Source organism: Bradyrhizobium sp. TM239 (assembly GCF_036247985.1).
Classification (GTDB): Bacteria; Pseudomonadota; Alphaproteobacteria; order Rhizobiales; family Xanthobacteraceae; genus Bradyrhizobium; species Bradyrhizobium ottawaense.
The window spans coordinates 230426-244040 of the sequence record NZ_BTIR01000017.1 but is presented as its reverse complement, the minus strand read 5'-3'; the positions used below and the strand labels follow the sequence as shown (position 1 = coordinate 244040).

At 64.5% G+C, this 13615-nt stretch carries 12 protein-coding genes; 6 read left to right on the top strand and 6 right to left on the bottom strand.

The genetic code is table 11. From position 1 onward, the window contains the following. Positions 1-54 precede the first annotated feature (54 nt). From AABA84_RS26645 to AABA84_RS26625, 5 genes are all read right to left on the bottom strand, one after another. A complete protein-coding gene (locus AABA84_RS26645; protein WP_338313658.1) occupies positions 55-1107 on the bottom strand; it encodes an amidohydrolase family protein in 1053 nt (350 codons plus the stop codon). A gap of 274 nt (positions 1108-1381) precedes the next feature. Beyond that, positions 1382-1903 carry a hypothetical protein gene (locus AABA84_RS26640; protein ID WP_338313657.1) on the bottom strand — a complete coding sequence of 174 codons (522 nt, stop codon included), beginning with the start codon at positions 1901-1903 and terminating at the stop codon, positions 1382-1384. A gap of 65 nt (positions 1904-1968) precedes the next feature. Continuing rightward, positions 1969-2781 carry an MBL fold metallo-hydrolase gene (locus AABA84_RS26635; protein WP_338313656.1) on the bottom strand — a complete coding sequence of 271 codons (813 nt, stop codon included), beginning with the start codon at positions 2779-2781 and terminating at the stop codon, positions 1969-1971. A 117-nt stretch (positions 2782-2898) separates the two neighbouring features. Then, positions 2899-4425, bottom strand: coding sequence for a permease (locus AABA84_RS26630; RefSeq protein ID WP_338313655.1), 1527 nt, complete (start codon positions 4423-4425; stop codon positions 2899-2901). Continuing rightward, positions 4422-5171 carry an ABC transporter ATP-binding protein gene (locus AABA84_RS26625; protein ID WP_338313668.1) on the bottom strand — a complete coding sequence of 250 codons (750 nt, stop codon included), beginning with the start codon at positions 5169-5171 and terminating at the stop codon, positions 4422-4424. The genes AABA84_RS26630 and AABA84_RS26625 overlap by 4 nt, the downstream gene beginning before the upstream one ends. A 262-nt stretch (positions 5172-5433) precedes the next feature. Here AABA84_RS26625 and AABA84_RS26620 point away from each other — a divergent pair, with 262 nt between their 5' ends. The 6 genes from AABA84_RS26620 (at position 5434) to AABA84_RS26595 (ending at position 12252) form a co-directional block, all read left to right on the top strand. Next, the gene (locus AABA84_RS26620; RefSeq protein WP_018321344.1) at positions 5434-6309 is read left to right on the top strand and encodes a branched-chain amino acid ABC transporter permease; all 876 of its coding nucleotides are present in this window, start codon (positions 5434-5436) and stop codon (positions 6307-6309) included. 4 nt (positions 6310-6313) lie between these two features. Continuing rightward, entirely contained in the window at positions 6314-7465 is a 1152-nt protein-coding gene (locus AABA84_RS26615) for a branched-chain amino acid ABC transporter permease (protein WP_212245862.1), read from the top strand. Further along, positions 7462-8220: an ABC transporter ATP-binding protein gene (locus AABA84_RS26610; protein WP_212245860.1), complete on the top strand. Its 759-nt coding sequence runs from the start codon at positions 7462-7464 to the stop codon at positions 8218-8220. The genes AABA84_RS26615 and AABA84_RS26610 overlap by 4 nt, the downstream gene beginning before the upstream one ends. A gap of 3 nt (positions 8221-8223) precedes the next feature. Further along, on the top strand, positions 8224-9012 hold the full coding sequence (locus tag AABA84_RS26605) for an ABC transporter ATP-binding protein (RefSeq protein WP_091955832.1): 789 nt from the start codon (positions 8224-8226) through the stop codon (positions 9010-9012). A 94-nt stretch (positions 9013-9106) separates the two neighbouring features. After that, positions 9107-10945 (top strand): AMP-dependent synthetase/ligase, encoded by a 1839-nt coding sequence (locus AABA84_RS26600; RefSeq protein WP_338313654.1) that lies wholly within the window; start codon positions 9107-9109, stop codon positions 10943-10945. 107 nt (positions 10946-11052) lie between these two features. Next, on the top strand, positions 11053-12252 hold the full coding sequence (locus AABA84_RS26595) for an ABC transporter substrate-binding protein (protein ID WP_212245856.1): 1200 nt from the start codon (positions 11053-11055) through the stop codon (positions 12250-12252). Positions 12253-12436: 184 nt separating this feature from the next. Here the strand turns inward: AABA84_RS26595 and AABA84_RS26590 are convergent, their stop codons facing one another. Continuing rightward, positions 12437-13549: a lysozyme inhibitor LprI family protein gene (locus AABA84_RS26590; RefSeq protein WP_338313653.1), complete on the bottom strand. Its 1113-nt coding sequence runs from the start codon at positions 13547-13549 to the stop codon at positions 12437-12439. Between the last annotated feature and the right edge of the window lie 66 nt (positions 13550-13615).

The following is a 13615-nucleotide window of genomic DNA, read 5'->3' as shown; positions in this document are numbered from 1 at the left end:
TTCCCAGCGGCCACGACGGAAGAGGGGGCGGGATCATCCCGGCCCCTCTTCTCGTCATGACGGCAGCTCGAGCCGGTAGACGTCGGTGGCGGTCTGCGAGAACAGCGCGGTCTTCTCGGCCTCGCTCAGGGGTGCGGCGATGCGCTTGAAGGCGTTGAAGATCACCTGGTAGCTGCACTGGCCCTTGTCCGGCGGGAAGTTGCTCTCGAACATCGCGCGCTTGGGTCCGAACGCCTCGATGCAGGTTTCGACGTAAGGGCGCCAGGCCGCGGCGAGTTCCTCGGATGACGGCGGGCTGTCGCGCAAATGGAAGTCGTAGCCGAGCAGGCACATGGCGAGGCCGCCGAGCTTGACCACCACGTTCTCGCATGTCGCGATCTCGCGGATCGAGGCGCGCCATTGTGCAAACACCTCTTCACGCCGTCCTGCAAAGCGGCCGACGCCAGCTGGGCCGCCGCAATGGTCGAGCACGATCCTGGTGTCGGGGAAGGCGCGCGCCAATTCGGTCAGCTCGCCGATCTGCGGATGGAACAGCCAGGCATCGAAGCTGAGGTTCAGTGGGGCCAGGCAGGCAAAGCCTTTGCGGAAAGCTGGATCCTGCAACAGTCCCTTCGGCCGGTTCGCATACATTCCGGCGACGACGGGGTCTTCGTCCCAGGCCGAGGAATGCCGGATGCCGCGGAAGCGGCCATTGCCGGCCGCGATCTCCGCTTCCAGCACCGGCTTGGCCGCCTCGCCCAGCAGCAGATTAGCGTGGCTGACGATGCCGGCACAGATCGCCGCCTTGCCGTAAGCGCCGCTCGCGCTCATCGCGGCGACGCCGTTGGCGAACTCGACTTCGCCGACGGGCCGGAACGCTTCCGGCCCATGCGCGCGATACATCGAGCGGCAATCGACATAGACGGTCGCGATGACGTTGTGGCCTGTCGCGATGTCGGCCGCCATTTCCTCGATGAGATAGCGGTGCCCGCGACTCCAGAGATGGTGATGGGGATCGACGATCGGCCGCAAGGGATCGATGATCTCCTCTTGATGCAGCGCGAGCCAGTCCTCGCGCGGCTCGACGAACAGCCCGCTCGTATTGGCGGGCACACTGCTTGCAGCCATCGGTGTTCGCTCCCTGTCGTCTTTTGAGGGAGGAGCCTAACATCTCACACGCACGCACAGCAGCGCGCATTGCTCAGAGCGCCATGGCAGCGGCGGAAGAGGTGCGCTCCCTCTCCCGCTTGCGGGGGAGGGCTGGGGTGGGGGTGTCTCCGCAATGGGACACTCCCGATGTGGAGAGAGCCCCCACCCGGCGCTACGCGCCGACCTCCCCCGCAAGCGGGAGAGGTTGCAGCGAGCCTGGGGCCCACTGCTTCAACCGACAGCCATCAGATCTCTAGCCCTTCCGCCGCTTCGCCTTCACATCGACTACGAGCCGCCAATCGGTTGCATCGGCCGGTTTGACCTCGCCGAGCCAGTGGAAGGAATCGGCGGTAATTTCCGTAAAGCTCCAGCGCGTCAGTTCGCCGGCCTCCGTCGTGCCTTCCTGCACGATGTCCTGTCCGCGCGGCCGGCCGATCTGCTGGCGGAAGACGCTACGGCCGGGATCGAACCAGGAAATCCGCCACGCATCGATGGTCGGATCGTAGACGCGCAGCGTCGTGCCGTACCAATTGCCCGCAATCGGAAAGGCCGGGCTGCCAGCGGGGCGCGGGATGATCCAGACGTCCTGGACCGCGCGTCCCTCGAGCACCCAGCCAAAATGGATCTCGCCGGGCGCGGTGTGTTTCGCGCCATCGGACCCATGGGCGGTGATCTCGGCATCCCAGTCCCCGACGAAGCGGCCATAGAGCTGGAGCGCCGCTGCATGCTCGGGATTCGGTCCGTCCGCGTGCAAAAGTTTGCCAAAATCGGTCATGTCGATCTCCTGTTGCAGGCAGATCAGCATGACCGGCCGACGGCCGGCTTGGAGAAAATTGCGCGTCAGACCCCGTCGAGGATGATCACCGTCGGCTTCGACGGCAGCGCGTCCCGCGACATCCGGAAGGAACGCTCGGTGCGGCGGTCGATCTCGAACTGCTGGCCGATCCGGCGCATGAAATCGTCGAGCGGGGTGGCGAAGCGGTGCATCGGCAGCACCACCGAAGCGCGCAGCCGCCTGGTGATCTCGGAGACGCCGTCCAGCGACATGGTGTAGGTGCCGTCGATCGGCACCATCACGATATCGAGCCGCCCGATCTGGGCGAAATGGCTGTCGTCGAGCTTGTGATGGAGGTGGCCGAGATGGCCGATGCAGAGGCCGGCGACCTCGAAGATGAAGATCGAGTTGCCGTCGCGGATCATGTCGGTGCCGGCGTCGTCGCCGAAATAGCGGCGGATGTCGGTGGTGACGTTGCGAATGAAGGCGTCACTGATGCGCTCCGACACGATGGCCGGCTTGCCGTCCTCACCCCAGCCATGCAGCACGTGAGGAATGCGCTTGTCGGGAAATAAAGAGTAATGCGTGCTGTGGGCCCGGTTCATGGTGACGAGGTCGGGCAGCCGTCCGACCTGATAGGCGCCGCTATAATCGGTCGCGATGCGCAAGCCGCCGGGCGTGTCGATGAAATAGGTGGAATGGCCGGCATAGGTGATCTCGACCTCGGCGGAGCTGGCGGCCTGCCGGAACGCGACCGGCATGGCCCGCGGCGCAGACTGGGCCATCGCCAGGCATTCGCTGCGCTGTGGCTGCTGGGCGAGGGCAGGGGGCAGGAATGCGCCGAACAGCGCCAGGGCCGTCGAAACAAGTCGCCGCATAAGTCCGTCCCCGATGATGTCAGGGAAAGTCTAGCGTGCATTGCGGCGCGGGGCCAATGGGCTGCGATCAACAGCGCGTCAGTGTCGCACCTCTCACTCCGGCTATCAGTCCCGCCTTCAGTCCCGCCTTGGGCTGAACTTCCAGGTGATCGCAACGAGGCTCGCGGTGATCAGACCGCTGGTGAGGCCGGCGATGGGGAGTGCAAGCAGCAATGCCGCCGTCGCGGCCCAGCCGATCGAGGAGAACGCTTCGGCGAAGGTCGCGAGCCGTGACGAGGTCTGGCGGCGCCGGAATTGGCTGCGCCGGGCCTGCACCCGGAACCACAGCTGGATCGCGGTCGCGGAGGCCGCGCTGAGGATGATCGCGCCGGCACTCACGGCAGCCTGGATCGGTGCGGCGAAGGCCAGTGCGCCGATCAGCGGGCAGAAGATGACGGCGATCGCGATCAGCACCACCTCGATCTTGGCGCGGACGACGGCGGATGGCGTCAGCGGCGCAGTCGCGACCAGGTCGGGGGCGTCCTCGCCCGAGATCGTCAGCCAGGCCAGCCCGCCGGCAAGCTGTCCGGCCGCCATCACGATCACAGGCGTGATCAGCGTCAGCGCCGCGGAGCTGTCGGCGAAACTGCGCCAGAGCAGCAGCGCCGGCGGCACCAGATAGAGCAGCTGCATCAGGGTCTGCGAGATCAGCCAGGGATCGCGCCAGAGCAGCGAGAATTCCTTGCGCCGCAGCGCCTGCTGCCGCGACCCGCCGCGGAAGGGACGCTCCTTCGCGCGCTCGCTGCCGGAGCTGCCGTAAGCCGCGGCATCGATCGCCGTGTCGGCAAAGCGGTGCGAGAAGATCGCCATGACGCTTCCGAGCAGCACCAAAGCGAGCGCCAGGAGCGGCAGCAGCGCTTCGCTGTCGCCCATCGCCGCCCGTGCCGGCCACCACCAGATGCTGTCGACATCGGGAGCATGGGCGGCCACGCTGCCTGAGGTCAGGATGGTGAAGCGCGACAGCGTGCCGTAGGACACGATCGCGGCGACCTGGAGCGCGATCACGAAGCCGGCGCCGATGATCGCGGCGAGGATCTGGGCAATCAGGCGCGTCCGCGCCGGGCCGATCAGGCGAAACAACAGGATGGTGACGGCGATCGCCACCGCCGCGGCCGACAGGCCCATGGCGACGACCACCCCGAATGCGCTGAGCCAGCGCGCGCCGCCGCCGATCACGAGCACATCGATGAACGGCGTCGAGAACAGCAGCGCGATCACGGTGACGGTCAGCGCGATCGCGGCGATGCGGACCGAGAACAGATTGGCCAGCGTCGCCGGTGAGGACATGATCAGGTCGAGATCGGCGCGGGCGTAGAACACCCGCGTCACCGATTCGATCGCCTGCGACAGCATCAAGGTCCAGGCGAGAAAGATCGTCGCCGAGATCACGATCAGCGAGGATTTGTCGAGCGGCAGCTGCAGATCGGCGAAACGGCCGATCACCGCCCAGGCCGGCAGATGCAGCAGCGCGGCGAAGCAGAGTAGACCGATGATTGCGGCGCGCGCCCGCTTGCGTCGTCCGCCGGTCATCATGGCGAACCATTCGCGCCAGGCGAGCCGGAGCTCGTGGCGTGCAAACCAGGAGAGCGCGGTTGCCGAGCTCATGCGGCTTCCGGAAGCGTCACCAGCGCGATGAAGAGATCCTCCAGGCTGGTATCGGCATGGCCGTTCTGCTGGCGCAGCTCGGTCAGCGTGCCTTCGGCCACCAGGCGACCCGCCGCGATCACGCCGATGCGGTCGGCCATGCGCTCGGCGACTTCGAGAATATGCGTGGTCATGATGACGGTGCAGCCGGCGCGGACACGCTCGCTGAGCAGGCCCTTCACGTGGCGTGCGGAAACGGCGTCCAGCCCGGTCAGCGGCTCGTCGAGAATGATGAGGCGGGGATCGTGCACCAACGCGCCGGCGAGCGCGACCTTCTGGCGCATGCCCTTGGAAAAGCCTTCGCAGCGCTCGTGCCGGTGCGGCTCCAGGCCGAGCGAGCCGAGCAGGTCCTGCGCGACCGGCTCCGAGACCGACGGCGCGATGCCCCAGAGGCCGGCGACGAATTCGAGATATTCGAGCGGGGTCAGCTTGTCGTAGATCATGGGCTCGTCGGAGACCCACGCCATCACCTGCTTGGCGGCGACGGGATTTTCGAGCGCATCGATGCCGAAGATCGAGACCGCGCCGGCATCGGGGCGCAGCAGGCCCGCAACCATGCGCAAAGTGGTGGTCTTGCCGGCGCCGTTGGGGCCGACAAGCGCATAGAATTCGCCGGCGTGGATGGTGAGATCGAGGCTGTCGACCGCCAGACGGTCAAAACGCTTCGTTAACCCCAGGACTTCCAGCGCCGACTTGTCCCGCTTCATGACGGCCACACTATCCGGTTTTGCATCGCGCGCGACCATGATCCCAAGATATTTCGGCACCGTGAATCTACGGCCTACAAATTCCGCCATCCGGTTTCGACTAATGGCAAGTCACCGTTTGTTGACAGTAAGGAGCGGTTCAGGCTGAATTGGTTCCGGACAAATGGCGCTAACGCAGCGAAACGACTGCGTAGCGACTGGACACAAGATGCGGCAAGGCGGTCGGGAAGAACCGCCGGTTGCATCGGGAGGATGCGCGGCGATGCTGGATTTCGTTCAGCAGCTGGTCAGCGGTGTTGCGCTCGGCTGCGTCTACGGCCTGATCGCGCTCGGGTTCGTGCTCGTCTACAAGGCCACCGAGGTCGTCAATTTCGCCCAGGGCGATCTGATGATGCTCGGCGGCTTCTTCGCCTTCACCTTCATCGGCATGATGGGCCTGAACTACTGGATCGGCTTTGCCGGTGCGGTGGCCGCGATGGCGCTGTTCGGCATGCTGGCGGAACGGGTGGTGGTGCGGCCGATCCTCGGCTATCCGCAATTCTCCATCATCATGGCCACCATCGGCCTCGGCTATTTCCTGCGCTCGGTCGCCGGCATGATCTGGGGCACCGATGATCTGAAGATCGAGACCCCGTTCAGCCAGGGCGTGCTCCGCATCGGCTCGCTGGTGCTCGCCTACGACAAGCTCTCGGTGATCGCGGCGACGATGATCCTGTGCACGCTGCTCTATCTCTTCTTCAACAAGACCACGCTCGGCACGGCGATGCGCGCCAGTTCCGAGAACATGCTCGCGGCCTACTACATGGGCATCCCGGTCAAGCGCGTGGTGTCGATCGTCTGGGCGATCAGCGCGGCGGTCGCGACCTGCGCCGGCGTGCTGCTGGCGCCGATCACCTTCATCCATTCCAATGTCGGCCTCGTGCTCGGCCTGAAGGCGTTTCCCGCCGCGGTCCTCGGCGGCTTCGGTTCGATCCCGGGCGCCGTGGTCGGCGGCGTCCTGATCGGCGTGATCGAGAGCATGGCCGGCTTCTACCTGCCCGAAGGCTGGAAGGATGTCGCGCCGTACCTCGTGCTGCTCGCCGTGCTGCTGTTGAAGCCGGAAGGTCTGTTCGGCCACCACGTCCGCAAGAAGGTCTGAACGCATGCGCTTCCTGTTCAAGACCGACTATGAGGACGACATCAAGCTGTTCCCGCATTCGGGCTATCTGGTCTCGTACGGCATCCTGCTCGCGCTGCTGTTGATCGCGCCCTATGTGCTCTCCAGTTATCTGATGAGCCAGCTCGTCTTCGTCTGCATCTATGCGATCGTCGGCGTCGCGCTGCTGATCCTGACCGGCTTTACCGGCCAGGCCTCGCTCGGCCACGCCGCATTCCTCGCCATCGGGGCCTACACGGCGGCTTACTTGCAGAAATACAACGTGCCGTTCCCGATCTATTTCCTCGCCGCCGGAGGTCTGACCGGAATCATCGGCGCGATGGTCGGCTTTCCCGCCCTGCGCCTGACCGGCATCTACCTCGTCATCGCCACCATCTCCTTTGCCCTGATCGTCGAGGAGATCCTGGCGCGCTGGGAAAGCGTCACGAACGGCAACGAGGGCATGCGGGTCAAGACACTGTCGCTCTTCGGCGTCACCGTCCCGCGCGACAGCCCGACCTTCTATTTCCTCTGCCTCGCCGTGCTGGTGCTGACCATCGTCGGCACGCTCAATCTGCTGCGCTCGCCGACGGGACGTGCCTTCGTCGCGATCCGCGACTCTGAGACGGCGGCGCGCAGCATGGGCGTCAACGTCGCGCTCTACAAGGTGAAGTCGTTTGCGATCTCGGCGGCGATCACCGGCTTTGCCGGCGTGCTGTTCGCGCACAAGCTCTCCTTCATCTCGCCGGAGATGTTCACGCTGCAGCTCTCGATCGAGTTCATCATCGTGATCCTGATCGGCGGCACCTTCAGCCTGCACGGCGCGGTACTGGGGGCGATCTTCATCGTGATGATCGATCCATTCCTGACGTACCTGAAGGACGACATGCCCGGCATGATCGCCGGTATCGCCGCAACGTTTGGGGCGGGCACGGCGACTGCGGCCAGCATCCAGTCCAAGGTCGCGGCCTTCGCCTCGCTCAACGGCCTCAAGGGCGCGATCTACGGCATCATCATCGTGCTGTTCGTGCTGTTCGAGCCGCTCGGGCTCTACGGCCGCTGGCTCAAGATCAAGCTGTTCTTCCAGCTGTTCCCGCTCTACAAGCGCGCGACCTTCAAGCGGCAGAAGATCTACGTGAAGTCGGAGCGGAACCGATGAGCTACTTCCGCGCCGAGAATTTGTCGCTGCATTTCGGGGGCCTCAAGGCCGTCGACGCGGTCTCGTTCGCGGTCGAGAATGGCGAGATCCTCTCGATCATCGGGCCGAACGGTGCCGGCAAGAGCTCGATCTTCAACCTGATCTCGCGGATCTACCGGCCGACCTCGGGCCGCATCTTCTTCGAGGACCAGGACATCACCGAAGAGCCGCCCTACGACATCGCCAAGCTCGGCATCGCGCGCACCTTCCAGAACATCGAGCTGTTCGAGAACGCGACCGTCCTCTCCAATCTCCTGGTCGGCCGTCACCGCCATTCGACCACGCAGCTCTGGCAGGAGCTGCTGTTCCTGCCCAGCGTGCGCGCCAACGAGAAAGTGCATCGCCGCCGGGTCGAGCAGGTCATCGAGTTCCTCGATCTCGAGCCCTATCGCGACAAGCTGATCTCCGGCCTGCCTTACGGCGTGCGCAAGGTGATCGAGCTCGCGCGCGCGCTGTGCTCGGAGCCGAAGCTGATCCTGCTCGACGAGCCGTCGTCCGGCCTCAATGTCGAGGAGACCGACGACATGTCGTTCTGGATCCGCGACATGAGGAGCGAGCTCGGCATCACCGTGCTGATGGTCGAGCACGACATGTCGCTGGTCAACCGCGTCTCCGATCGCGTCATCGCGCTGAATTATGGAAGGGTGCTGGCGATGGGTTCGCCCGCTGAAGTGCAGCAGCACCCCGACGTCGTCGCCGCGTATCTGGGAGCCTGACGCATGGATGCCGCTGTCACGCCCGAGATCATCTTGAAACTCTCCAACATCGAGAGCTATTACGGGCCGATCATGGCGATCCGCGGCATCTCACTGGAGGTGCCGCGCGGCCGCATCGTCACCCTGCTGGGGGCCAATGGCGCCGGCAAGACCACGGTGCTGAAGACCATCTCCGGCATTCTCGACCCACAGAAGGGCTCGATCGAATTCCTGGGCAAGCCGATCCAGCGCATGGAGGCCGACCGGATCGTGCGGCTGGGCCTCAGCCACGTGCCGGAGGGGCGCGAAGTGTTCCCGTTCCTCTCGGTGCGCGAGAACCTGATGATGGGGGCCTATCCGCGCAAGGACCGTGACGGCGTCGCGGAGGATCTCGAACGCGTCTATGGTTACTTTCCGCGGCTGAAGGAGCGCATCAACCAGCCAGCCGGCCAGCTCTCCGGCGGCGAGCAGCAGATGCTCGCGATCGGACGCGCCCTGATGAACCGTCCGACGCTGCTGCTGCTCGACGAACCCTCGCTCGGCCTGTCGCCGCTGCTGGTGAAGGAGATCTTCACCATCATCCGCCGCGTCAACGAGGAGCAGGGCATGTCGATCCTGCTGGTCGAGCAGAACGCCAAGGTGGCGCTGGAGACGGCGCATTACGGCTACGTGCTGGAGATCGGCCGCATCGTGATGAACGACACCTGCGACCGCTTGATGCATTCCCAGGACATTCAGGAGTTCTACCTTGGCGCCAAGGAAGCGGGCGCGCGAGGCGAGCGGCGCTGGAAAAAGAAGAAGACGTGGCGTTAGGGGCAGACTTGGCGTTAAATGGACGAGCCCATCCGTAAGACATAGACCGCCGGCAAGGCAGGCAGCGGAGGCAGGCGACAAGGAGGAGACGTGCATGGCCCGACCGGCGGTGCTGACGGTCGCTGATACGATCGCGAAGAGCTTCTTGTGCGCTGCGGAGACGCGGGGCGATCGGCCGGCCATCCGCGAGAAGAAATTCGGCATCTGGCAGCCGACAAGCTGGCGCGAATGGCTGGCGATATCGAAAGAGATCGCCTACGCGCTTCATGCGACCGGCTTCATGCCCGGCGATGTCGCCTCGATCATCGCCAACGCCGTGCCGGAATGGGTCCATGCCGACATGGGCATCCTGTGCGCCGGCGGCGTCGCTTCGGGCATCTACCCGACCGATGCGTCGTCCCAGGTCGAATATCTCGTCAACGATTCCCGGACGAAGGTGATCTTCGCCGAGGACGAGGAGCAGCTCGACAAGATCCTCGCCTGCCGCGCGCGCTGCGCGAGCCTGCAGAAGATCATCGTGTTCGACATGGAGGGCCTCAGCGGCTTCTCCGACGACATGGTGATGTCGCTCGACGAGTTTCGCGCGCTCGGCCGCAATCACATGGTCGGCCGCGAGGCGCTGTGGCAGGAGATGATCGATAGCCGCAGCGCCGGCGATCTCGCCATCCTGGTCTATACGTCCGGCACCACCGGTCCGCCCAAGGGCGCGATGCACGCCAACCGCAGCGTCACGCACCAGATGCGTCACGCCAATGACTTCATCCCGGCGCAAGAGGACGAGGACAGGCTGATCTTCCTGCCGCTGTGCCACGTCGCCGAGCGCATCGGCGGCTACTACATCTCGGTCGCGCTCGGCTCGGTGATGAATTTCGCCGAGAGCCCGGAAACCGTGCCGGACAATTTGCGCGAGGTGCAGCCGACCATCTTCCTCGCGGTCCCCCGCATCTGGGAAAAATTCTACTCCGCCATCACCATCGCGCTGAAGGATGCGACCCCGCTCCAGCAATGGGTCTATCGCCGCGCCATCGGCATCGGCTATCGCATGGTCGATTACCGGATCGAGGGCAAGCCGCCCCCGCTGTCGCTGCGCCTCGGAAGCCGGATCGCCTACCGGCTCGCATTCCGCAACATCCGCCGCATGATCGGACTCGATCGCTGCCGCGTCGCGTTCACCGGCGCAGCGCCAATCGCGCCGGAGCTGATCCGCTGGTATCTCGCGCTCGGCATCGACATGCACGAGCTCTACGGCCAGACCGAGAATTGCGGCGTCGCCACCATGATGCCGGCGACGCGGATCAAGCTCGGCTCGGTCGGCACCGCCGTGTCCTGGGGCGAAGTTGCGCTGTCGCCCGACGGCGAGATCCTGATCAAGGGCGACTTCCTGTTCATGGGCTACCTGAACCAGCCGGAGAAGACCGCCGAGACCATCGATTCTCGCGGCTGGCTGCACACCGGCGACGTCGGCACCATCGACAACGAGGGCTTCGTCCGGATCACCGACCGGATGAAGGACATCATCATCACCTCCGGCGGCAAGAACGTCACGCCGTCCGAGATCGAGAACCAGCTCAAGTTCTCGCCCTACATCTCCGATGCGGTCGTGATCGGCGACAAGCGGCCGTATCTGACCTGCCTCGTCATGATCGACCAGGAGAACGTCGAGAAATTCGCCCAGGACCACGACATTCCCTTCACCAATTATGCGAGCCTGTGCCGGGCGACGGAGATCCAGGATCTGATCGGGCGCGAGATCGAGCAGGTCAACGGCAATTTTGCCCGCGTTGAGACCATCAAGAAGTTCTACCTGATCGAGCGCCAGCTCACCCCGGAGGACGAGGAGCTGACGCCGACCATGAAGCTGAAACGCGGCTTCGTGAACAAGCGCTACGCCGCCGAGATCGAGGCGATGTATCTCCAGCGCGCGGTCGCTTGAGCATGATCCGGAGGATCATGCTCAAGCGAGATGGATTTGAGAAAATGGCGAAGGCTTGAGAGGCCCGATCCTTCGCTCAACACGGGCCACTGAAGGAGGAGACTGCAATGTCGAAATCGCTGAAGGCGCTGGGCCTGGCGGTGAGCGCCCTTGCGCTGACCTGTCTGCCGGCCACCGCTCAAACCAAGGTCACCAATGAGGGCATCTCGGCATCCGAGATCGTCATCGGCACGCATCAGGACCTGTCGGGGCCGATCAAGGGCTGGGGCGTGCCGGTCTCCAACGGCATGAAGATGGCGGTCGAAGAGATCAACGCGGCGGGCGGTGTCCAGGGTCGCAAGATCAAGCTTGTCGTCGAGGATAGCGGCTACGATCCGAAGAAAGCCGTGCTGGCTTCGCAAAAGCTGATCGAGCGCGACAAGATTTTCGCGATGGTGGGACCAATGGGATCGCCGACCGTGCTCGCTGCGCAGGATATCCTGCTCGACGCCGGCGTGCTTCAGCTCTTCCCGCTGACGGCGGCCGAGTTCACCTTCAAGTTCGATGCGGCCAAGCCGCAGGAGCGGCTGAAGTTCAACAACCTCCTGCCCTATGTCGAGAGCACGCGCGCAGCGCTCAAATACATGATTGAGGCAAAGAACTTCAAGAAGCCGTGCATCATGCATCAGGATGACGAGTACGGAAAAAACGTGCTCGATGGCTTTAACCAGCAGCTCGCCGCCATGAAGGTGCAGCCGGCCTCGATCACGAGCTACAAGCGCGGCGCCTCCGACTTCTCGGCGCAGGTCGCCAAGATGAAGTCCGACGGCTGCGACCTCGTCGTGCTCGGCGCGGTCCTCCGTGAGCCTATCGGCACCATGACCGAGGCCAGGAAGCTCGGCTGGGAGGTCACCTTCCTCGGTGCCACGCCCGTCAACGTGCTCGAAGTGCCGGCGCTCGGCAAGGAAGTGGTGGAAGGCTTGTATGCCGCTTCGAACTTCGAAATTCCCTACGAAGACACCGCGAAGGGAAAGGTGAAGGACTGGCTCGTCAATTACAAGAAGATGTTCAACGCCGACGCCAACACTCAGGCGATCATCGGCTACAATGCGGTGATGACGTTCGCGCATTATGCCAACAAGGCTGGCAAGGATCTCACTGGCCAGAAGATGCTCGACGCGCTGGAGTCCGGCGACAAGTTCCAGGATATCTTCAATTCGCCGCCGACCGTGTTCTCGAAGACCAACCATCTCGCCACCACGGTCACCCAGGTGCAGCAGGTGAAGAACGGCCGTTGGGTCCTGGTGAAGGACAATCTGATGTTTTGATGCGGACTCTCTCGCGGCGAGTTCAGTGCACCCTCTCCCCTTGTGGGAGAGGGTGGCTCGCCGCGTAGCGTCGAGCCGGGTGAGGGGTCTCTATCCTCACGAATAGTCTAGCGTGTGAAAGAACCCCTCATCCGTCGCGCTCGCGCGCGCCACCTTCTCCCACAAGGGGAGCAGGAAGAAGCACCTACGATCCCCCGCTCGCCGTCCCCGAATTCACCGGGGCCAGTTCGTCCTCCCTGCAGCGCCAGCCGTCGGCGGCTTTGACGAACGCAAAAGTGCGCTGGATCCTCAGGCGACGCGTCACGTTGAAGGCTTCTGCCGAACGCTCCTTGTTGGCGGCGCTGGGCTGCGGAAGACCCGTCCTGGCGTCCCAGCAGGTGCCGGTGCAGCTGGATGCAACCTTGCTGCACATGGTGAAGGGCGCCAGCACCGCCATCTCGATTTCGGCGGTGACCTGCGCCTCCTGCTCGGTCACCTGGCTGTCGAGCGCGTAGACGCGGTTGATGCGGAGGAAGCTGCCGCACGAATTGGCCGCATGGATCCGCGCCGCGCAGAAGTCGACCGCGTCGGTGTCGGGGATGCGGGCCGCGACCTGCCGGCCGAACACCTTTTTGGGGTCGCCCTTCGCTGCGCGGATCTCGTCGGCTTTGTGCTTCAAATGGTCGGCGAGACAATCCTCTGCGGATTCGAGCTCCTGGAGCGGTACGTTCTCTTTGCCGACCAGATTGCATTTGCGATCGCGCTCTCGTGTCCACCTGCCATATTCGGCGAAGGCAAAGCGCGCCGCGGTCGGGTCCAGTCTGCCGATCAGGCCGAGCACCTGGCCATTGAGCTCGGTTTCGGCGAGCGCCAGCGACGGGTCCGCACAGATCACCGCGCCCGCCGCGGTGTTGGCCGCCAGACAGTCGAAATCCGGATCGCGCACGATCGCGGCGCGCTCCTCGGTCACCTTGAGCAGGCACGCCCTCACCCGCTCGAAATCGCCGGGACGGATCGCGGTCTGGCCGACGATGCCGCAGCCGAGATTGCGCTGGCGGATCCAGATCGCGTTCTCTTCGATCGCAGGCAGGCGATCGGGCAGGCGGGCGAGCCGCGCCTCGATCGCGATGTTAAGCTTCTCGGCGGCGGCGGCGAGCGTGGCATCGCCGCAGAACAATTGATTGCCGGGGTCGCGAATCTGCTGGCAGTTGTTCTTGGCGAACAGCGGCAGCTGATCGGCGATGGAGCGGTCGGACTGCGCTGACGCGGGTGAGGCGAGCGGCAGCAGCGCAATCACAGTCAGCACGATGAACCGCATTCCAGTCGCCCCCGCAAAGCCGTGGCCATGCTAGCCGCCCGGATCGCGTGGTGGAATGGGCTTTTG

Excerpts from the sequence above, each read along its gene's own strand:
- AABA84_RS26610 (WP_212245860.1), top strand. The coding sequence starts at position 7,462 with ATGAGCTACTTCCGCGCCGAGAATTTGTCGCTGCATTTCGGGGGCCTC.
- AABA84_RS26625 (WP_338313668.1), bottom strand. The coding sequence starts at position 5,171 with ATGAAGCGGGACAAGTCGGCGCTGGAAGTCCTGGGGTTAACGAAGCGT.
- AABA84_RS26595 (WP_212245856.1), top strand. The coding sequence starts at position 11,053 with ATGTCGAAATCGCTGAAGGCGCTGGGCCTGGCGGTGAGCGCCCTTGCG.
- AABA84_RS26630 (WP_338313655.1), bottom strand. The coding sequence starts at position 4,425 with ATGAGCTCGGCAACCGCGCTCTCCTGGTTTGCACGCCACGAGCTCCGG.
- AABA84_RS26590 (WP_338313653.1), bottom strand. The coding sequence starts at position 13,549 with ATGCGGTTCATCGTGCTGACTGTGATTGCGCTGCTGCCGCTCGCCTCA.
- AABA84_RS26600 (WP_338313654.1), top strand. The coding sequence starts at position 9,107 with ATGGCCCGACCGGCGGTGCTGACGGTCGCTGATACGATCGCGAAGAGC.
- AABA84_RS26645 (WP_338313658.1), bottom strand. The coding sequence starts at position 1,107 with ATGGCTGCAAGCAGTGTGCCCGCCAATACGAGCGGGCTGTTCGTCGAG.
- AABA84_RS26605 (WP_091955832.1), top strand. The coding sequence starts at position 8,224 with ATGGATGCCGCTGTCACGCCCGAGATCATCTTGAAACTCTCCAACATC.
- AABA84_RS26640 (WP_338313657.1), bottom strand. The coding sequence starts at position 1,903 with ATGACCGATTTTGGCAAACTTTTGCACGCGGACGGACCGAATCCCGAG.
- AABA84_RS26620 (WP_018321344.1), top strand. The coding sequence starts at position 5,434 with ATGCTGGATTTCGTTCAGCAGCTGGTCAGCGGTGTTGCGCTCGGCTGC.
- AABA84_RS26635 (WP_338313656.1), bottom strand. The coding sequence starts at position 2,781 with ATGCGGCGACTTGTTTCGACGGCCCTGGCGCTGTTCGGCGCATTCCTG.
- AABA84_RS26615 (WP_212245862.1), top strand. The coding sequence starts at position 6,314 with ATGCGCTTCCTGTTCAAGACCGACTATGAGGACGACATCAAGCTGTTC.